Source organism: Mesorhizobium sp. M7A.F.Ca.US.008.03.1.1 (assembly GCF_003997495.1).
Taxonomy (GTDB): Bacteria; Pseudomonadota; Alphaproteobacteria; order Rhizobiales; family Rhizobiaceae; genus Mesorhizobium.
The window spans coordinates 290,014-308,047 of the sequence record NZ_RZRU01000003.1 but is presented as its reverse complement, the minus strand read 5'-3'; the positions used below and the strand labels follow the sequence as shown (position 1 = coordinate 308,047).

Sequence of the window (18,034 nt, the reverse complement as noted above, 5' to 3'; positions counted from 1 at the left end):
CGCTAGCGAAGATCGCGGCGCATGACAAGCGCGCCGGTCGGTCCGTGTTCGGCCGATCTGTAGTAATTCGGCCGCTTGCCGACCTCGCGGAAGCCCAGCCGACGATAAAGCGCGATCGCCGCGACATTGGTCTCGTCGACCTCGAGGAAGAGCGCTTCGGCGCGCTGCGCGTGCAGTTCGCGCAACACCGCGTCCATCAATTGCCAGCCCAGCCCCTGCCGGCGATGCGATCGCGCCACCGCGACGGTCAGGATCTCGCCCTCGCCTGCCGCAAGCCTCGCCAGCACGAAGCCGACGGGCGGCTTGGAGCCCTGTCCGGTTTCGCGCGCGGCATAGCCGAACACCGTGTCCTGTTCGAGCAAGGCGGCGAATTCGCCATCGGTCCAGGGGCGGACAAAGTCCTCGCGATGCAGCAGCGAGACCGCCGGACTGTCGGCGATCCTCAGCGGCTCGAGCGCATAGTCCCGGCGGCGCGGTTGGAGAAAAGGTATGCGCATCTAATTTTCTTGCCTTGAAAGAATGAACCCGGCCTGCGGCTTGGCGTCGGCGCCGCGCAGATAGAGTGGTTTCGGCCGTTCGCCCGCGCCCTTGGCGGCAGCCAGTCGGGCGTAGGTGACAATGTCGGCGGTGGCCGTCCGAGGGCCGGCATCGAATTCGCGCCCGGCCGATGCGCTAATGAGCGCTGCCGCGGTGCCGGCAAGCACTGGAGACGTTTCCATCGCCATTGCCACCACGTCAGCCAGCGTGGCCACGGCCGGACCGTAAGTCAAGGCTGACATTTGGTCGTAAAAGGCCGCGTGGATCTCCTCACGGCCGGCATCGAGCACCGCCAGCACGGCGCGACCGGGAAATGCCGCTGCTGCTTCGGCAGCCAGCGCCTCCAGTGTCGTCACCCCGATCGCCGGTACCTTCAGCGCCAGCGCCAGGCCACGCGCGGTCGAGACGCCGACGCGCAGACCGGTGAAGGAACCGGGGCCGACGGAGACGGCGATAGTGCCAAGACCTGCATAGTCGATTGCGCTTGCCGCCAGCGCTTCGGCTATGACCGCCATCAGCTGTTCGGCATGACCCTTGCCGAGATCGAGCACCGAACGGCCAAGCTCCCGCTTCGCCGTCGCGTCATAGACGCAGGCGGCGCAGAGGTTGGCGGCACAGTCGATGGCAAGCAATTTCATGAAGCAACCGGTTCGAAAAACAATTCCCTGTGCCCGCCACGGCCCGCCACCGCAAGGGGATAGTGCATAATTCGTCAAGCGGCTTCGCTTGTAGCCTATGCGGCCTGTTCGATGCGCAGCATGTGGTTGTCCCAGACATAGTCCGGTTCGGAGCGTGTCGCACCGCTGCCCTCGACGATCTCGCCGGCGCCGGTGGTGGCCATGAAGCCGGTTCCATCGGGAGCCACGCCGCAGACCTCGACCAACGCGCTGTTCGTGACGACCCGGCCGCTGGCCGCATCGATCACGACAAGCGAGTTGCCTTCCGGCGAGGAGACCGCGACCGTGCCGGCAGCCGGATTGGCGGCGACCGAGCCTATGTAGTTGCGGAAGCCGGACAAAACGTCCTGCGGCATGTCGAGCAGCTGCAAATCCTTGCCGCGCGTGGCGCGACCGACCAGCAACGGACGATCGGTGCCCGGCCCCCTGTACTGGCAGCCGAACCAGACGGTTCCGGACAGATCGGTGTCCATGTGGCGGATCGACAGCTGGTGCAGTGCGGCCGGCAATTCGTGTTTCTCGATGAGATCGCCGGTAACGCGGTCGATCAGCACGTAGGACGGCTTCATGGTGGCGATGTTGAGCTCGGCGCGGCCGTAATCCGGATGGGTCTCGATGCCGCCATTGGCAACGGCGATCGTCCTGCCGTCGCCCAGCAGCAGAAGCTCGTGCGGACCCATGCCGTAGGTCGGGAACTCGCCGATGCGGTTGAACTTGGTCCGCGCATCGTAGACGCCGACGACGCCAGCGGCGTTGTCGAAGTCGTTTTCGGTGGCATAGAGCAGCGCACCGTCGGCCGAGAACACGCCATGGCCGAAGAAATGCCGGCCGGCGATGCTGGCGATGGTCATCGGCGCGTCACGGCCCGAGTGGTCGAAAACCACGGCGAAGGTGCCGGGCTGGCGCGCGAAGACCACCGAGCGTTTCGATATGGGATCGAAAGTGACGTCGTGGCCGCGATCGGGCAGGTCGATCGCATGCAGGACCTTGCCGGCCTCGGACAGGACGGCAGCGCCAAAGCTGCCGTCGCGTTTGACGAAAGCGGTGGCGAAGACAGCGTCGGCCGCAAGCGTCGTTGCCCAGGCCGATGGCGCCATCGCCGCTATGAAGCCAACGCCTGCGGCTCTCAGGAAATCGCGGCGATCTATCAGAAGGGTTTTCAATTTCAGTCCCCATCCAGCGAGGAGAAGCCTGCGGTCAGGCCGAATTCGGCGGTCAACCTGGTGCCGATCAGGGTCGACAGGCTGGAGGTGATCAGCGCGAAATGATCGAGCTTGTCGCGCAGCGCCGGATCGGCAAGCTCCTTGTCGATTGGACCGCTGACGGCCTTGGCGGTGGCGACACCGTTGACCAGCTGGATGTGGATCGATTCGGCCATCCAGCGCGCATCGTCCGGCAGGGCATCGCCCAGCTTCGAGGCCTGGAACAGCGTATCGATGCCGGAGAGATTTCCAGCCAGTGACGCGGTGGTGTTTTGCGAGCGCCAGTAGATTGCCTGTTTCGGCTTGTCCGCATCCGGCTTGCCGCCGAAAAACCCTTTCAAGCGCACGTCGCGCACCATTTCCAGCTCATTGACGAAGACGCCGACCAGTTCGGTCACCGCTTCATTGCCGTCGCGGTAGAGGGGGTTCTGCGGCCCCGGATTGGCCCAAAGTGCTGCAAAGCCGTCCGGCTTGTTCCAGGCTGCGCTGACCTCGCCAGCCATGGTTTCGACGTTGCCGGCAACAGCAGTGCCATAAGCGCAGCGATAGGGATCATCCTTGCCGGCAAGTGCATCGGCGCCGTCGCCGTAAAGAACGAATTCGAGCGCGCCCAGCCCCTGCATCGCAACGCTCTTGCCAGCCAGTTGTGCCGGATCGGTGGCGGTCGGATCCTTGGCCGACAGAGCCGCCTGCACCTGCTTCAGGCCAATGCTCTTGCGATCCGGCCAGAACAGCATGCGTTCCAGCCGGTTGTTCTCCTTGATCGGCCCGAAGCCGATGATTTCGGCTGACGACCAGGCATAGACGGTGGCGGAGAATTCTGCGCGTGCCGCATCGAGCTCTCCTTGGGAGGGCGTGACGCACAGCTTGCGCATGGATCCGGTCAAGGCTTCCGCCTGCTCGTGCAGGCCGGCATAGGCCGGGCGGACGAAGCCATCGATCGCCCGCTGGATGATGTCGGAGGCTTTGACCGCCGCCGACGCAGGGGCAACGCCCAGCAGGGCCAGCGGAAGAGCGAGAAACAATGCAGAACGCTTGAACATCACAGTGACTCCAGGAATTTGAGCAGCGCGTCACGCTCAGTCGCACTGGCGGCGGCAAAGCGGTCGCGCGCTTTCTGCGCCTCGCCGCCATGCCACAGGATCGCCTCGGTCAGGCTGCGCGCGCGCCCGTCATGCAGGAAGAAGGAATTGCCGTTGACCGTCTCGGTCAGGCCGATGCCCCACAGCGGCGGCGTGCGCCATTCAGTGCCCGTCGCATCGCCCGCGGCCTGGCCATCGGCCAGATCAGGCCCCATGTCGTGCAGCAGGAAGTCGGAATAGGGCCAGATCAACTGGAAGGCCTGCGCCTTGTTGGGCGTATCGCGGCGCGTGACGAATTTCGGCGTGTGGCAGACAATGCAGCCGATCTCGTAGAATGTTTTTTTGCCCGCGAGCACGTCCGGCAGGGCGAGGTCCCGGCGCGACGGCACGGCCAGGTTCTGCGAATAGAAGGTGACGAGATCCATCACCGGCGACGGCGCCTCGACCGGGCCAAGACGCTGCTGCACGCCGTTCGGCATGGCCAGGCATTTTGCCTCCGCAGCAGTGCAATCGCCCCAATGCTTCGGCTCTTCGGGCGTCGAGATGCCGATGTCGCCGGCAAAGGCGTCCGCCGCCTGCTGGCGGATCGAAGCGGTCTGCGCCTTCCAGCCGAAGCGGCCGAGCATCAGTTCTCCGTTCAGGCTATCGCGCACGATGTTCGGCCTGCCGGAAATGCCGTCGCCGTCCCTGTCGTCCGGATCGGCGTGGGCGAGAATATCAGCCGGCGCGATCTGTTCGATCAGGCCCAGGCCGATCATCGGCGGGGTCAGGCGCGGCGACAGCGTGGTGCGTGGGTCAATCGGCCCGTAGCCAAGGCCTTCAACCGAATAGCTCGGCTTGCGCAAGGAGATCACAGTGCCGTCCGTCAGCTCCACCTTACATTCCTGATAGTCGATATGCATCCTGCCTTCGCCTGGCAGGCCGGGTACGGCGAGCTCCTGCAATTGCGTGCCGTAGACCGGGTCGGGGAAATTGAGCACCTCGTGGTCGGCAAGCGCCGCCGTCTCCTGCGCGCTGCTGGCGTCGCGGGCCAGCCGCAGGAACATCGACGTGGTGCCGGCGTCGCCCTGCGGCGGGCGGCCGCGGCCATCCTTCAGATGACAGTTCTGGCAGGCACGTTCGTTGAACAGCGGGCCGAGCCCGTCCGAAGCCTGCGTCGAGGATGGCGACGAGACCCAGTTCTTGCGGAAAAGGGCATTGCCGAGTTTGAAGTCGCCCTCTTCCTCGAAGGTGATGTTGGCCGAGGATTGCGAGAAGGAATCGCGGCTGACGTCCTTTCGGGACGTGCCGGCGCCACCTTGCATCAGCTCGAACTGCTCTGGCCCGGAAAAATCCGTGGTCGGCCTGGTGACGGCGATGACGCGCGCCTGATCCTTCGCATTGAGGTCGGTGCGCGTCGTGGCGAGCCCGGCCGGCTGAAGATCACCCGCCATCGCCGAAGAGGCAAGCGCAAACACGAGCACGACACAGCGCCGAGGCGCCAATCCGGCTGGCGTCTTTGGAAGAAGCGGCGAGCCATTGGCCCGCCGCGAGCGGCGCACGAATTCTAGCAGGCGCCGCATTCCCGCATGCCCTTACTCCGCCTCGTCCGCCGATGCGGCGTTGAGCTGGCCGTATTTCTCCTCGCCGATCGAGGCAAGCAGGTCGAGCTGCGTCTCGAGAAAGTCGATGTGACCCTCCTCGTCGGCCAGCAATTCCTCGAACAGCTTCATCGTCACGTAGTCGCCGGCGTCGTTGCAGATTTCGCGCGAGCGCTTGTAGGCGGTACGTGCGTCATATTCGCCGGCAAGGTCGGATTCGAGCACTTCCTTGACGTTCTGCCCGATGCGCAGCGGCGCCACGGACTGCAGGTTCGGATGGCCTTCAAGGAAGATGATGCGGGCGACGAGCTTGTCGGCATGGTGCATCTCCTCGATCGATTCCGCCCGCTCCTTCTTTGCCAGCTTGGCGTATCCCCAGTCCTCAAGCAGACGGAAATGCACCCAGTACTGATTGACGGCCCCGAGTTCCAGAAAAAGGGCCTCGTTAAGCCGCTCGATGATCTGCGGATCGCCTTTCATGAATTCTGCTCCCGTATTGGACGCGCAGGCCTCTGACGCGATCCAGGTGTGAAACAACATCCACGCCGCTCGCCTCCGAGCGGGCGTGGTAATTTTCGGTGACCCGAATGATCGTTTCCACCACATTTGGGAAGCAGCCGCAACAGCGACCGCGCTTTTGCATGGCATGATAGATCTTCGCCGGCACGATCAGTTGCCAGGGATCCTGGTCCAGCAGCCCGACGATCGTCTGCTCGATCTCCTTCTCGGTGATGATATTGCAATGACAAATCAGCATTGGCTTGCTCGGCTGGCTGACGGCGTCTCCCGCGCCGTGTGGCTTGATTTTCTAGCGGAGGCCGTTCCAGAGCCGGTTGTCCGGCTCCGGATCAATCTCCTATCTTTCGACCCTTACTTGAACACCTTGTCCGGCGCGTCGAGGCTGTCGGACCCTTCGAAGGCGATGGTGCTGAGCTTCAGGGAGCCGACGGCGCGCTCAATCGACTTGGTCTGATCGATCAGCGCATCGATCGCCGCCTGCACGGTGGCGTTGCCCTCAATGTTGTCCTCGGCGATCTGCTGGTCATAGGCCTCGCCGGCCAGTGCACGCGCCTTGATCGCCTCCATCTTGGCGACCGAAACATCGAGCTTGTCAGACAGTTCCTTGTCGATCGCCGGATCGGCCGCCTTCACCATATCGGCCACCGAAGGACCCGAAACGACAGTGCCGTCGAGACGCGTGTAGCTCGCATGATAGGCCGCGCGAATGCCGATAGCGTCGTAGAGATGCGAATTGTAGGTGTTGTCTGAGAAGCAATCGTGCTCCTCTTCCGGATCATGCAGCAGCAGGCCGAGCTTCATGCGTTCGCCGGCCAGTTCGCCATAGGACAGCGAGCCCATGCCGGTGAAGATCGTCGAGATCGCCGTGTTCGGCTCGCCATCGACAAGAGCCTTGCGGGCGGCGCCGTCTTCCTTCCAGTTGCCGACCATCTCCTGAAGATCCGAAACCAGAAGGTCGCTGGCCGATTTCAGATACTCGGCGCGGCGGTCGCAATTGCCGCCGGTGCAGTTCTTGAGGTCGTAGTCGGTGAAGGGGCGCTCGCCGGCACCCGGACCGGTGCCATGCAGGTCCTGGCCCCAGAGCAGGAATTCGATGGCGTGATAGCCGGTGGCGACATTGGCCTCGATGCCGCCGGCTCCCTGCAGCGTGCCGGAGAGGAATTCCGGCGAAAGCTTCGATGCATCGACCTTCTTGCCGTTGATCTCGATCTCCTTGTTGGCGATCACATTGGCCGTGTAGAGCGCGTTCGCGTCCGATTCGGCGCCGTAGCTCTTGGCGACGTAGTCGATCAAGCCTTCATCCAGCGGCCAGGAATTCACCTTGCCTTCCCAGTCGTCGACGATCTTGTTGCCGAAGCGGTAGACCTCGGTCTGCTGGTAGGGAACGCGCGATGCCTTCCAGGCGTCACGGGCTGCATTGAGCGTTTCCGCCGAGGGGTTGGCGAGCAGCGCGTCGACCGCCTTGTCGAGCGCCTGCGCGGTGGTCAGCGAATCCTCGTATTTGGCCAGCGCGATGTCGGAATAGGTCTTGATGACGGCCTTTGCATCGGTTTCCGCCTTCGCCGGCAACACGAATACCGCCGCCGTCAGCAGGGCAGTGGCGCCGATCGCCGCAAGCCTGCTGCCATATCGTGCTGTCATAATCACTCTCCAGTTTCTCCGAAATTCTGTAGACGGCGCGCACAGCAACCGGCGCCAGGCCATCTGCGGGCCACTGGGCGCAAGAGATGCCGCGCCATCGCGCGGTTCGCGGAAGAAAGACACCAAAATGCCTCCAATCGAAAGGGTTCAAGGCCCAGACATTAAAGGGATGCGCTGACGCGCGAGCTTCCATAAAGCTGCGAGATCGTCGGATGTCAATGACAATCCGCAAGAAAAGTCAATTGAAACAACAGTTTAGAATTATTCTAAACTACGACTGTCAACTTTATGCCCTTTCCTGCACCGGTCTTGCCGCTGAACTGTGCGATTGACAGTCGCCATCCCGGATGCGACCCGCAAAGCTCGCTTGCAGCGGTGCCAGACAATTGCCATCTGGCGGAACATCCTAAGGTAGAATCGGGATTGAGTGCGATGAAGAACGGTGTGGTCATTGTCGGCGCGGGTCATGCGGGCGTGCAAGCGGCCGCAAGTCTGCGCGAGGACGGCTATGACGGGCCGGTGATCCTCGTCGGTGACGAGGACGAACTGCCCTACCACAAGCCGCCGCTGTCGAAGACCTTCATCAAGGATGCCGAGGCCAAGCCACAGCCCTTGCGCGGCGAGGCCTTTTATACCGGCAGCGCCATCGACTACCGGCCTGGCGCCAGGATCGATCGCATCGATGCCGGACGTCGCAGCTTGGATATTGCCGGCGGTGGTGCGATTGCCTTCCACCACCTGATCCTGGCGACAGGCTCGCGCCCGCGCACGCTGCCGCTGCCCGGTGCCGATCTGTCCGGGGTGCTGTCGCTGCGCTCGCTGGCCGATGCGCGGCTGATCCGCGACCTCAGCGCGCAAAGCGACGAAGTCGTCATCCTCGGCGGCGGTTTCATCGGGCTGGAGATCGCAGCCACACTGCGGGCCACCGGTCGCACGGTGACAGTGGTCGAGGCGGTGGACCGGCTGCTCGGCCGCGCCGTGGCCCCGGTGGTGGCGAGCCACGTCCGGCAACGGCTGGAAGCGACAGGCGTGCGCATCCTTACCGGTACCTCTATCGCCAGGCTCGATGGCGAAAATGGTCATGTCGCGGCCGCGATCACCTCGTCAGGCGAAGTTCTGCCGGCGCGCATGGTCATCGTCGGCATTGGTGCCGTGCCGAATGTCGAACTGGCGCAGGCGGCCGGCCTCGGCATCGCCAATGGCATTCGCGTCGATCACCAGATGCGCACGTCGGTGCCGGAGATTCTCGCCATTGGCGATGCTGCCTCTTACCGACACTGGTTCACCGGCGGCGACGTGCGACTGGAATCGGTCCAGAACGCCACCGACCAGGCCCGGCTTGCCGCACGCACTATCACCGGGCATGCCGACGCCTATTCGGCGGTGCCGTGGTTTTGGTCCGACATCGGCGACATGAAGCTGCAGATGGTCGGCCTGACCGCCGGCGGCGACAGCCATGTCGTGCTGGGCGACCTGCCCGACAACAAGTTCTCGATCTACCACTATGCCGGCGACCGGCTGCTCGGCATCGAATCAGTGAACCGTCCCGGCGACCATATGCTTGGGCGCAAGATGCTCGGCGCCGGCTTCTCGCCGACGCCGCAGACGGTGGCTGCTGGCCCCGAGGGGCTAAAGGCGGCGTTGGCCGCATTCCAGCAGAACGAGCCTGCCCGAGTTGCGGGCTGAAGAGCCCCCGGAACCTTGGCAAAAAGGCTCGATGGATTTATTATATATTGATAATATCGGATAAAATGGGAGGCGTTTTCCAATGCCCGCGAGCTACAGCATCGGACCTCGCTACGAAACATTCGTGCGCGAATTGGTTGAAAGCGGCCGCTATGCCAGCGCCAGCGAAGTGGTGCGTGACAGCCTGCGCCTGTTGGAGGAACGTGAAGAACAGCGACAGGCGAAACTTGCCGCACTGCGTGAGGACATCCGTAAGGGTGTAGAAAGCGGACCAGGCATTCCGGCCAACAGCGTTTTTGACCGGCTGGAGAAAAAATACGGCGGTGGAAGTCGCAAATAATGACCCTCAGTTTTGCGCCTGCAGCAGTGCAGGACATCGAGGAGATCGGCGATTACATCCATGCTGAAAATCCGGCCGCCGCTCACCGTTTTATAACGGCGCTTCGGGGACGATGTGGCCGCATAGCGGATGCGCCACGAGGCGGCACACCTCGTTCCGAGCTTTGGCCTGGTCTGCGCTCCGCCGCGTTTCAAAAATACGTGATCTTCTACATCGCCCAGGAAAACGACGTGCGCGTCGAGCGTATTTTGCACGGCGCGCGCGACATTGAGGGCATTTTCGACGAAGAGAAGATGCCCAGGGGCATGTGAGTCGGAACGCTCGTCCTTGCCGATCAGGCGGCGCAGACTTCGCGGATCGAGCTTTCCAGAATGTCGAGCGCGTCGTTCATGACTTCGTCCTGGATGGTGATCGGCGCCAGGAAGCGGATGACGTTGCCGTAGACGCCGCAGGTCAGCAGGATCAGGCCCTTGTCGAGCGCCTTCAACCGGATCGCATTGGCGATCTCGGCCGACGGCAGGCCTTTCTTGACGTCATTGAACTCGACCGCGTTCATGAAGCCGAGGCCTCTGATGTCGACGATCTCGGGCACGTCGTCACGGATCGACTGCAGCCGCTGCTTCAGCCTTGCGCCCAGCGTGTTGGCGCGGTCGCACAGCTTTTCGTCCTCGATCACGTCGAGCACGGCGTGCGCGGCGGCGACACCGATCGGGCTGCCGCCATAGGTGCCGCCGAGCCCGCCGGGGCCGGGCGCATCCATGATTTCGGCGCGGCCGGTGACCGCCGCCAGGGGAAAACCGCCGGCCAGGCTCTTGGCCATGGTGGTGATGTCGGCAGCCACCTCATGGTGATCCATCGCAAACATCTTGCCGGTGCGGGCAAAGCCGGTCTGCACTTCGTCGGCGATCAGCAGCATGCCGTGCTGGTCGCAAAGCTTGCGCAGCGCAACCAGAAAGTCACGCGGCGCGTCGTAGAAGCCGCCCTCGCCCTGAACCGGCTCGATGATGATGGCGGCGACGCGAGCCGGATCGACATCGGCCTTGAACAGCCGGTCGAGTGCTGCGAGCGAATCGGCTGTAGACACACCGTGCAGCGGCACAGGGAACGGCGCATGGTAGACGTCGCCCGGCATGGCGCCGAAGCCGACCTTGTAGGGCACGACCTTGCCGGTCAGTGCCATGCCCATGAAGGTGCGGCCATGGAAACCGCCGGCGAAGGCGATGACGGCCTGACGGCCGGTGGCGTTGCGGGCGATCTTGATGGCGTTCTCGACCGCCTCGGCCCCAGTGGTGACGAAGATCGTCTTCTTCTCGAACTTGCCGGGCAGCATGCCGTTCAGTCGTTCGGCCAGGCGCACATAGCTCTCATAGGGCACCACCTGATGGCAGGTGTGCGTGAAGCGGTCGAGCTGCGCCTTGACCGCCTCGATCACCCTGGGGTGGCGGTGACCGGTGTTGACGACGGCGATACCCGACGAGAAATCGATGTAGCGGCGGCCTTCGACATCCCAGATCTCCGAATTCTCGGCCCGGTCGGCATAGATCTGCGTGGTCATGCCGACGCCGCGGGAAATCGACTGGTTCTTGCGTTCGGAAATGGCTGCGTTCTTCATGATATCCCTCATCGGGCCGGCGCCCGTTCTTGTTTGATCAGATGTCTTCTGACCTTATTTCACGTTTTGCTCAAGTCGGCACCACCGGCAGGCGATTGGGCCTGTGACGGGTGGGGTCCGACGCATAGACTGTCGGGCGATACACGTACGAGACCGGTTTCCTTTTTCCGAGGATCGATTATCTTCCCCTATATTCGCGAGACATTGCGATCAGCGAGCCGCCCGCAGCCGGGGGAACCCATGAGCAGGAACGTGACATCGTCCGTCTCGCCGCCATCGGTCAAAATCTCCAGCCTTTTGTCGTTTCCAATCGCCTCAGCGCTTATCGCCTGCTCGGCGGCCCTTCTGCTGGCAGGCTGCCAGAAGCAGGAAGCAGCGGCCAAAAAACTTCCGGTGATGGTGCGCACCGAAACGGTGGCGATGGCCGACTATGCGCCGAGAACCTCGCTGACCGGGGTGATCGCGGCGCGCACGCTGAACAATCTGTCGTTCCGGGTCGGAGGCCGCGTCGCCGAGCGGCTTGTCGATGTCGGCCAGCATGTCGACCAGGGCACCATGCTTGCCCGCATCGACCCGCAGGAACAGGAATCCGATTTGCGATCGGCACAGGCCGATCTCGACGCCGCGCAGGCGCAATTGACCCAGTCCGCCGCCGCCTTCGAGCGGCAAAAGACATTGCTTGCCCAGGGCTTCACCACCAGGCGTGACTATGATGCCGCCGACCAGGCACTGAAGGTGGCACGAGGCAGCGTCGAGGCAGCGCAGAGCGCATTCGCCAATGCCCAGCAGAACCTGTCCTTCACCGAACTCAAGGCCGGCGCCGCCGGCGTGATCACCGCCCGCCAGATCGAAGCCGGACAGGTGGTGCAAGCCGCGCAAACCGTCTTCACAGTCGCCGAGGACGGCGACCGCGATGCGGTATTCAACGTGCAGGAGACGCTGGTCGCCAAGACACCAGCTTCGCCGGCGGTGACGATCACGCTGCTGTCCGATCCGCAGGTCAGGGCGACGGGCAAGGTCCGCGAAATCTCGCCAGCGGTCGACCCGGCTTCGGGCTCGATCAGGGTCAAGGTCGCCATTCCCGACACGCCCACAGGCATGCCGCTGGGAGCAGCCGTCATAGGTTCGGTCAGCGCGAAGCCGGCAAAGGCGATCCTGCTGCCTTGGCAGGCGCTGACATCCAGTGCCGGTAAGCCGGCGGTGTGGGTCGTCGACACCTCGACCAAGGCGGTGACAATGGCGCCGGTCGAGGTGCTGGCGTTCGATTCAGGCACGGTCGTGATCGCCAAGGGATTGGCCGAGGGCCAGAGTGTCGTCACCGCTGGCGGACAGTTGCTCAGCCCTGGGCAGACGATCGAGATATCGGGAGCGGGCCAATGAGCCGGCTGCCGCACATCCTGCTTGGCGTGCTTGTGCTCGGCACGCTCGCGTCCTGCTCGAAGTCCGATGAAAAGCCGCCGGAGATCATCCGGCCAGTGCTGTCGATGGTGATTGAGCCACGCACCACCCAGGTCTTCGGGTTCGCCGGTTCTGTCGAGCCACAGGTCAGTGCCGACCTTGCCTTCCGCCTGCTTGGCCGGGTTGTCTCGCGCGACGTCAACGTGGGCGACATCGTCAGCAGGGGCACGACCATCGCAGCACTCGATCCGACCGCGATGGAGCTGGCTGTCCAGGCGGCCAAGGCAGAGCTCTCCAACGCCGGGGCACAGTTCGCCAACGCCGCCGCCAGCGAGGAACGGCAGCGCCAGCTGCTTACCTCGGCCAATACCACGCAAGCTGTCTTCGATGCCGCGCAGCAGGCGCGCAAAGCCACGGAGGCCGGTGTCGAGCGGGCCAAGGCTTCGCTTGCCAAATCGCAGGAACAGCTGGGTTATGCCAGGCTGTTCTCGGATTTCGACGGCGTCGTCACCGCTGTTGGCGCCGAAGTTGGCCAGACGGTCTCGCCCGGCCAGACGGTTGTCACCGTGGCGCGTTCGGACCTACGCGAGGCGGTGGTCGACATTCCCGACCAGTTGACCGGCGATCTCGCGGCCGGCACGCCGTTCCAGGTTATCCTGCAGTCGCTGCCGACAATCCAGACCGAGGCCAAGCTGCGCGAGATCGCGCCGCAGTCCGAGGGCTCGACCCGCACGCGGCGTGTCAAGCTGACGCTCACCGATCCGCCGCAGTCCTTCAGGCTCGGCTCGACGGTGACGGCGACCCGCATGACCAAGGTGGCACCGACGATCGAGCTGCCCATGTCGGCGCTGCTCGAAAAGAACGGTTCCGACAAAGTGTGGATCGTCGATCCGCAGACATCGAGTGTGAGCGCACGCGACATCAAGATCGCGTCGAAGAATGGCGGCACCTTCACGGTGGCCGAAGGGCTTGAAGCCGGAATGCGTGTGGTCACCGCCGGCGTCCATAGCCTGAGCGAAGGCCAGAAGGTGAAAGTGCCCGAGGGAGGGGCCTCATGAAAGGCTTCAATCTCTCCGACTGGGCGCTCAGCCACCGCTCCATGGTCTGGTATTTCATGCTGGTCTTCGTCGTTGCCGGCGTGTTCTCCTACCTCAATCTTGGCCGTGAGGAAGACCCCAACTTCACCATCAAGACGATGATCATCCAGGCCAACTGGCCGGGCGCCTCGGTCAAGGAGACCGTGCAGCAGGTGACCGACCGCATCGAGAAGAAGCTCGAGGAGCTCGACAGCCTCGACTACACCAAGTCCGTCACAACCGCCGGCCAGACCGTCATCTTCGTCAACCTGAAAGACACCACCAAGGCGCGCGATGTCGTGCCGAATTGGATTCAGGTCCGCAACATGGTCAACGACATCCGCTCGCAATTTCCGCAGGGCGTGCAGGGACCATTCTTCAACGACCGCTTCGGCGACGTCTACGGCAACATCTACGCCTTCACATCGGACGGGCTGACGCCGCGCCAGCTGCGCGACTATGTCGAGGACGTCCGCACCAAAATCCTCACCGTTCCGAATGCAGGCAAGGTCGACCTAGTCGGCGCCCAGGACGAGGCAATCTATCTCGAATTCTCGACCCGCCAGATCGCGGCGCTTGGCCTCAACCAACAGGCGATCGTGGCAAGCCTGCAGGCGCAGAACGCGATTACGCCATCCGGTGTCATCCAGTCCGGGCCGGAGCGCATCAGCGTGCGTGTCGGCGGCCAGTTCACTTCCGAGGACAGCCTTCGCGCCATCAATCTGCGCGTCAACGACCGCTTCTTCCGGCTGAGCGACGTGGCGACGATCACGCGCGGCTATGTCGATCCGCCGGCGGCGCTGTTCCGCTTCAACGGCCAGGATGCGATCGGGCTCGCCATCGGCATGAAGCCCAACGCCAATCTGCTGCAGTTCGGCGACGCCCTGCACAAGGAGATGGACAAGGTGCTGGCCGACCTGCCGGTCGGCGTCGGTGTGCATTTGGTCGCCGACCAGCCGGTCATCGTCGAGGAAGCCGTCTCGGGCTTCACGCGCGCCCTGTTCGAGGCGGTGGCCATCGTGCTCGCGGTGTCGTTCATCAGCCTCGGCATGCGCGCCGGCTTCGTCGTGGCGCTGTCGATCCCCCTGGTGCTGGCCATCACCTTCACGGTGATGGCCTATCTCGGCATCTCGCTGCAGCGCATTTCGCTTGGCGCACTGATCATCGCGCTCGGGCTTCTGGTCGATGACGCGATGATCGCGGTCGAGATGATGGTTGCGCGACTGGAGGTCGGCGACAATCTGCGCAAGGCGGCGACCTATGTCTACACCTCGACCGCCTTTCCGATGCTGACCGGCACGCTGGTGACGGTCGCCGGCTTCATTCCGATCGGCCTCAACAACAGCGCCGCCGGCGAGTACACCTTCACCCTGTTCGTCGTCATCGCCGTGTCACTGCTGGTGTCCTGGATCGTGGCGGTGCTGTTTGCGCCACTGCTTGGCGTCACCATCCTGCCGGCGACGATGAAGACCAAGCATCACGACCAGCCGGGCCGCTTCACCGCGCTGTTCCGGCGCGTGCTTGTCGGCTCGGTGCGCCATCACTGGCTGACCATCATCGCCACGGTGCTGTTGTTCGCCGCCTCGATCGCCGGTTTCGGCCTGGTGCAGCAGCAGTTCTTCCCGCCATCGGACCGGCCGGAACTGATCGTCGACTGGAACCTGCCGCAGAACTCATCGATCGCCGACACGCGCGAACAGATGGAGCGGTTCGAGCAGCGGGCGCTGGTCGGCAATGCCGACATCGACCATTTCTCGTCCTATATCGGCCAGGGCGCGGTGCGCTTCGTGCTGGCGTATGACGTGCAGCCGGCCAACCCCTATTTCGGCCAGACCGTCATCGTTACCAAGAGCATCGAGGCGCGCAACCGGGTGAAGCCGGCGCTGGAAAAGCTGCTGCGCGAGGAATTCGTCGGCACTGACGCCTTCGTCAAGCCGCTCGAACTCGGACCGCCGGTCGGCCGCCCGGTGCAGTACCGCGTCGGCGGTCCCGACATCCAGACGGTGCGCGAACTGGCGCAGCAATTCGCCGGTGTCATCTCGGCCAATCCCAAGCTTGCCGCGCCGACCTTCGACTGGATCGAGCCGCAGCGTGTACTGAGAGTCGACGTACTGCAGGACAAGGCGCGCCAGCTTGGCATCACCTCTTCCGACATCGCCAGCGCGCTCAACAGCACGGTCGGCGGCGCCACCATCACGCAGGTGCGCGACGCCACCTATCTGATCAATGTGGTGGCGCGCTCCCGCGGGGCTGAGCGCGGTTCGATCGAAACATTGCAGAACATGCAGTTGCCGACCAGCAGCGGCGAGGCGATCCCGCTCGCGGCGGTCGCCAACTTCCGCTACGACCTGGAGCAACCGACGGTGTGGCGGCGCGACCGCATTCCGACGATCACCGTGCGGGCCGGCCTGGTTGGTGACGTGCTGCCGGCCACCGTCGTCAACGAACTGAAACCATCGGTCGATGCCTTCATCGCCAAGCTGCCGCCGGGCTATTCGATCGAGACCGCCGGCTCAGTCGAGGAAAGCGCCAAAAGCCAGGGACCGATCGCCGCCGTGGTGCCGTTGATGCTGTTCGTCATGGCGACCATCCTGATGGTGCAGTTGCAGAGCTTCCAGCGCCTGTTCCTGGTCGTCGCGGTTGCACCGCTGGGGCTGATCGGCGTGGTGGCCGCCCTGGTGCCGAGCGGCGCGCCGCTGGGCTTCGTCGCCATTCTCGGGGTGCTGGCGCTGATCGGCATCCTGATCCGCAACTCGGTCATCCTGATCGTGCAGATCGAGGATCTGGTCGCCGAGGGCAAGGACCGCTGGGCGGCCGTCATCGAGGCGACGGAACACCGCATGCGGCCGATCGCACTGACGGCGGCGGCCGCCAGCCTGGCGCTGATCCCGATCGCGCGCGAAGTGTTCTGGGGGCCGATGGCCTATGCCATGATGGGCGGCATCATCGCCGGCACGGCGATCACGCTGCTGTTCCTGCCGGCGCTTTATGTGACGTGGTTCAGGATCAGGGAGCCGAAGCAGAGGCAGGATAGTGCTGAACCGACAGGTGATGCCATACCGGAAAGCGGCGCCGCCTGAGGCTGCTCACGCCGTTCTCACAAACCCGTCGCTCGCTCTCAGCAGGTTGCGCGTATAGTCCTTGGCCACGCGGCGCTCGACGAGATCCGCCGCCGCCAGGTTCTCCACCGCCTCGCCGCTTTGCATCACCATCAGCCGCTCGCACATATGGGTGATGATGGCGAGGTCGTGGCTGACCATCAGGAAGGTCAGCTTGCGCCGCCTGCGGACCTCTTCCAGAAGGTTAAGCACCTCAGCCTGCACCGAGGCGTCGAGCGCCGAGGTCGGCTCATCGAGCAGCAGGATCGACGGTTCGAGGATCAGCGCACGGGCGATCGCCACGCGCTGGCGCTGGCCGCCGGACAATTGGTGCGAATAGCGGAAGCGGAAGCCGTTGCCGAGGCCGACTTCGTCCAACGCCCGCTGGATACGCTTTTCGCCGTCGGCAAAGCCATGGATGGCAAGCGGCTCCTGCAGCAGCCGGTCGACGGTCTGGCGCGGATGCAGCGACCCGTACGGATCCTGGAAGACCATTTGCACTTCGCGGTAGAAGGCCTTGTCGCGGCGTGACCCGAGCGTCTTGCCATTGACGGCGATGCTGCCCGAAGCGGCCGGCGCAAGCCCGGCAATCGCACGCAGCAGCGTCGATTTGCCCGAACCGGATTCGCCGACCAGGCCAAAAGATTCGCCCGGCTGCACGTCGAGGCTGACGCCCTTCAGTGCGCGAAAACGGTCGAAGATCACTTCCAGCCTGTCGACGGCAATCGCAGAAGTCATGCCGCCCACTCCGGCTTGCGGTCGAGCACCGGCAGCGGGTGGCGGTCGGCGCCAATCTTGGGCATGCAATTGAGCAGGCCGCGCGTGTAGGGGTGCTGGGCCTGGCCGAGTTCGGATGCGTTGAGCTGCTCGACCACCTTGCCAGCATACATGACGATGACGCGATCGCAGAAGGACGAGACCAGGCGCAGATCGTGCGAGATGAAGATCAGCCCCATGCCGCGCTCACTGACCAGCCGGTCGAGAATGCCTAGCACATCAAGCTGCACGGTGACGTCGAGCGCCGAGGTCGGCTCGTCGGCGATCATCATTTCCGGACCGGCGATCAGCATCATGGCAATCATGGCGCGCTGGCCCATGCCGCCCGAAACTTCATGCGGATGCAGGTTGAAGACGCGAGAGGGATCACGGATCTGCACAGCCTCCAGCATGGCCAATGCGCGGTCGCGTGCCTCGGCCTTGCCGACCTTTTCATGGGTGCGCAGCGTCTCGACGATCTGGCGGCCGATGCTCATCACCGGGTCGAGCGAGTATTTCGGATCCTGCAGGATCATGGCGATGCGCTTCCCGCGCAGCGCCCGGCGTTCGCGCGACGAGACGCTGAGCAGGTCGATGCCGTCGAAGGTGAGCTTGTTGGCCGATATCCGCGCCTGCGGCGGCGTCAGGCCCATAATGGCGCGGCCGGTTTGCGATTTGCCCGAGCCGGACTCGCCGACGATGCCGAGCCGTTCGCGGCCGAGCGAAAAGGAAACGCCGCGCACTGCTTCTATAAGCCCGGTGCGGGTCGGGAAAGTGACGCGCAGGTCGTCGACGTCGAGAAGCGTTTTCGTCCCCGTACTCATTGGTCG

At 64.0% G+C, this 18,034-nt stretch carries 17 protein-coding genes; 6 read left to right on the top strand and 11 right to left on the bottom strand.

All coding sequences use genetic code 11. The annotated features are described in order from the left end of the window. Window positions 1–2: 2 nt before the first annotated feature. The 8 genes from rimI to EOA16_RS06975 all read right to left on the bottom strand — a co-directional run bounded on the left by rimI (window position 3) and on the right by EOA16_RS06975 (window position 7,238). Window positions 3–497, bottom strand: coding sequence for a ribosomal protein S18-alanine N-acetyltransferase (rimI, locus tag EOA16_RS07010; protein ID WP_024503455.1), 495 nt, complete (start codon window positions 495–497; stop codon window positions 3–5). Further along, window positions 498–1,175 carry a tRNA (adenosine(37)-N6)-threonylcarbamoyltransferase complex dimerization subunit type 1 TsaB gene (gene tsaB, locus EOA16_RS07005; RefSeq protein WP_127256641.1) on the bottom strand — a complete coding sequence of 226 codons (678 nt, stop codon included), beginning with the start codon at window positions 1,173–1,175 and terminating at the stop codon, window positions 498–500. It lies immediately after the preceding gene. 95 nt (window positions 1,176–1,270) lie between these two features. After that, entirely contained in the window at window positions 1,271–2,377 is a 1,107-nt protein-coding gene (locus tag EOA16_RS07000; RefSeq protein ID WP_127256639.1) for a DUF1513 domain-containing protein, read from the bottom strand. Window positions 2,378–2,379: 2 nt separating this feature from the next. Continuing rightward, the gene (locus EOA16_RS06995; RefSeq protein WP_127256637.1) at window positions 2,380–3,459 is read right to left on the bottom strand and encodes an imelysin family protein; all 1,080 of its coding nucleotides are present in this window, start codon (window positions 3,457–3,459) and stop codon (window positions 2,380–2,382) included. Further along, window positions 3,459–5,060, bottom strand: a complete 1,602-nt coding sequence (locus EOA16_RS06990; protein WP_127256635.1) for a di-heme oxidoredictase family protein — start codon at window positions 5,058–5,060, stop codon at window positions 3,459–3,461. The genes EOA16_RS06995 and EOA16_RS06990 overlap by 1 nt, the downstream gene beginning before the upstream one ends. A 12-nt stretch (window positions 5,061–5,072) precedes the next feature. Then, complete coding sequence (gene bfr, locus EOA16_RS06985; RefSeq protein ID WP_013527914.1) at window positions 5,073–5,558, bottom strand: bacterioferritin; 486 nt, start codon at window positions 5,556–5,558, stop codon at window positions 5,073–5,075. Continuing rightward, window positions 5,524–5,835, bottom strand: coding sequence for a (2Fe-2S)-binding protein (locus EOA16_RS06980; RefSeq protein WP_023811421.1), 312 nt, complete (start codon window positions 5,833–5,835; stop codon window positions 5,524–5,526). Before EOA16_RS06980 ends, bfr begins: the two co-directional genes overlap by 35 nt. A 113-nt stretch (window positions 5,836–5,948) precedes the next feature. After that, on the bottom strand, window positions 5,949–7,238 hold the full coding sequence (locus tag EOA16_RS06975) for an imelysin family protein (protein WP_127256633.1): 1,290 nt from the start codon (window positions 7,236–7,238) through the stop codon (window positions 5,949–5,951). 432 nt (window positions 7,239–7,670) lie between these two features. On the opposite strand from EOA16_RS06975, the gene EOA16_RS06970 reads away from it, so the two are divergent. From EOA16_RS06970 to EOA16_RS06960, 3 genes are all read left to right on the top strand, one after another. Then, window positions 7,671–8,924 (top strand): FAD-dependent oxidoreductase, encoded by a 1,254-nt coding sequence (locus tag EOA16_RS06970; RefSeq protein WP_127256631.1) that lies wholly within the window; start codon window positions 7,671–7,673, stop codon window positions 8,922–8,924. A gap of 82 nt (window positions 8,925–9,006) precedes the next feature. Further along, window positions 9,007–9,264 (top strand): type II toxin-antitoxin system ParD family antitoxin, encoded by a 258-nt coding sequence (locus tag EOA16_RS06965; protein WP_127256629.1) that lies wholly within the window; start codon window positions 9,007–9,009, stop codon window positions 9,262–9,264. Further along, entirely contained in the window at window positions 9,264–9,575 is a 312-nt protein-coding gene (locus EOA16_RS06960) for a type II toxin-antitoxin system RelE/ParE family toxin (RefSeq protein ID WP_127256627.1), read from the top strand. Before EOA16_RS06965 ends, EOA16_RS06960 begins: the two co-directional genes overlap by 1 nt. 23 nt (window positions 9,576–9,598) lie before the next feature. On the opposite strand, the gene EOA16_RS06955 is transcribed toward EOA16_RS06960, so the two are convergent. Next, window positions 9,599–10,876, bottom strand: a complete 1,278-nt coding sequence (locus tag EOA16_RS06955; RefSeq protein WP_127256625.1) for a 4-aminobutyrate--2-oxoglutarate transaminase — start codon at window positions 10,874–10,876, stop codon at window positions 9,599–9,601. Between the two features lie 240 nt (window positions 10,877–11,116). On the opposite strand from EOA16_RS06955, the gene EOA16_RS06950 reads away from it, so the two are divergent. The 3 genes from EOA16_RS06950 to EOA16_RS06940 are packed head-to-tail and all read left to right on the top strand — an operon-like array spanning window position 11,117 to window position 16,430. Further along, window positions 11,117–12,256 carry an efflux RND transporter periplasmic adaptor subunit gene (locus tag EOA16_RS06950; RefSeq protein WP_127256623.1) on the top strand — a complete coding sequence of 380 codons (1,140 nt, stop codon included), beginning with the start codon at window positions 11,117–11,119 and terminating at the stop codon, window positions 12,254–12,256. Beyond that, a complete protein-coding gene (locus EOA16_RS06945; protein ID WP_127256621.1) occupies window positions 12,253–13,332 on the top strand; it encodes an efflux RND transporter periplasmic adaptor subunit in 1,080 nt (359 codons plus the stop codon). The genes EOA16_RS06950 and EOA16_RS06945 overlap by 4 nt, the downstream gene beginning before the upstream one ends. Further along, window positions 13,329–16,430 (top strand): efflux RND transporter permease subunit, encoded by a 3,102-nt coding sequence (locus EOA16_RS06940; protein WP_127256619.1) that lies wholly within the window; start codon window positions 13,329–13,331, stop codon window positions 16,428–16,430. The genes EOA16_RS06945 and EOA16_RS06940 overlap by 4 nt, the downstream gene beginning before the upstream one ends. 6 nt (window positions 16,431–16,436) lie before the next feature. On the opposite strand, the gene EOA16_RS06935 is transcribed toward EOA16_RS06940, so the two are convergent. Both EOA16_RS06935 and EOA16_RS06930 read right to left on the bottom strand, forming a co-directional pair. After that, the gene (locus EOA16_RS06935; RefSeq protein WP_127256617.1) at window positions 16,437–17,186 is read right to left on the bottom strand and encodes an ABC transporter ATP-binding protein; all 750 of its coding nucleotides are present in this window, start codon (window positions 17,184–17,186) and stop codon (window positions 16,437–16,439) included. Beyond that, complete coding sequence (locus EOA16_RS06930) at window positions 17,183–18,028, bottom strand: ABC transporter ATP-binding protein (protein ID WP_127256615.1); 846 nt, start codon at window positions 18,026–18,028, stop codon at window positions 17,183–17,185. The genes EOA16_RS06935 and EOA16_RS06930 overlap by 4 nt, the downstream gene beginning before the upstream one ends. Window positions 18,029–18,034: the final 6 nt, after the last annotated feature.

Excerpts from the sequence above, each read along its gene's own strand:
- rimI (WP_024503455.1), bottom strand. The coding sequence starts at position 497 with ATGCGCATACCTTTTCTCCAACCGCGCCGCCGGGACTATGCGCTCGAG.
- tsaB (WP_127256641.1), bottom strand. The coding sequence starts at position 1,175 with ATGAAATTGCTTGCCATCGACTGTGCCGCCAACCTCTGCGCCGCCTGC.
- EOA16_RS06995 (WP_127256637.1), bottom strand. The coding sequence starts at position 3,459 with ATGTTCAAGCGTTCTGCATTGTTTCTCGCTCTTCCGCTGGCCCTGCTG.
- EOA16_RS06990 (WP_127256635.1), bottom strand. The coding sequence starts at position 5,060 with ATGCGGCGCCTGCTAGAATTCGTGCGCCGCTCGCGGCGGGCCAATGGC.
- bfr (WP_013527914.1), bottom strand. The coding sequence starts at position 5,558 with ATGAAAGGCGATCCGCAGATCATCGAGCGGCTTAACGAGGCCCTTTTT.
- EOA16_RS06980 (WP_023811421.1), bottom strand. The coding sequence starts at position 5,835 with ATGCTGATTTGTCATTGCAATATCATCACCGAGAAGGAGATCGAGCAG.
- EOA16_RS06975 (WP_127256633.1), bottom strand. The coding sequence starts at position 7,238 with ATGACAGCACGATATGGCAGCAGGCTTGCGGCGATCGGCGCCACTGCC.
- EOA16_RS06970 (WP_127256631.1), top strand. The coding sequence starts at position 7,671 with ATGAAGAACGGTGTGGTCATTGTCGGCGCGGGTCATGCGGGCGTGCAA.
- EOA16_RS06965 (WP_127256629.1), top strand. The coding sequence starts at position 9,007 with ATGCCCGCGAGCTACAGCATCGGACCTCGCTACGAAACATTCGTGCGC.
- EOA16_RS06960 (WP_127256627.1), top strand. The coding sequence starts at position 9,264 with ATGACCCTCAGTTTTGCGCCTGCAGCAGTGCAGGACATCGAGGAGATC.
- EOA16_RS06955 (WP_127256625.1), bottom strand. The coding sequence starts at position 10,876 with ATGAAGAACGCAGCCATTTCCGAACGCAAGAACCAGTCGATTTCCCGC.
- EOA16_RS06950 (WP_127256623.1), top strand. The coding sequence starts at position 11,117 with ATGAGCAGGAACGTGACATCGTCCGTCTCGCCGCCATCGGTCAAAATC.
- EOA16_RS06945 (WP_127256621.1), top strand. The coding sequence starts at position 12,253 with ATGAGCCGGCTGCCGCACATCCTGCTTGGCGTGCTTGTGCTCGGCACG.
- EOA16_RS06940 (WP_127256619.1), top strand. The coding sequence starts at position 13,329 with ATGAAAGGCTTCAATCTCTCCGACTGGGCGCTCAGCCACCGCTCCATG.
- EOA16_RS06935 (WP_127256617.1), bottom strand. The coding sequence starts at position 17,186 with ATGACTTCTGCGATTGCCGTCGACAGGCTGGAAGTGATCTTCGACCGT.
- EOA16_RS06930 (WP_127256615.1), bottom strand. The coding sequence starts at position 18,028 with ATGAGTACGGGGACGAAAACGCTTCTCGACGTCGACGACCTGCGCGTC.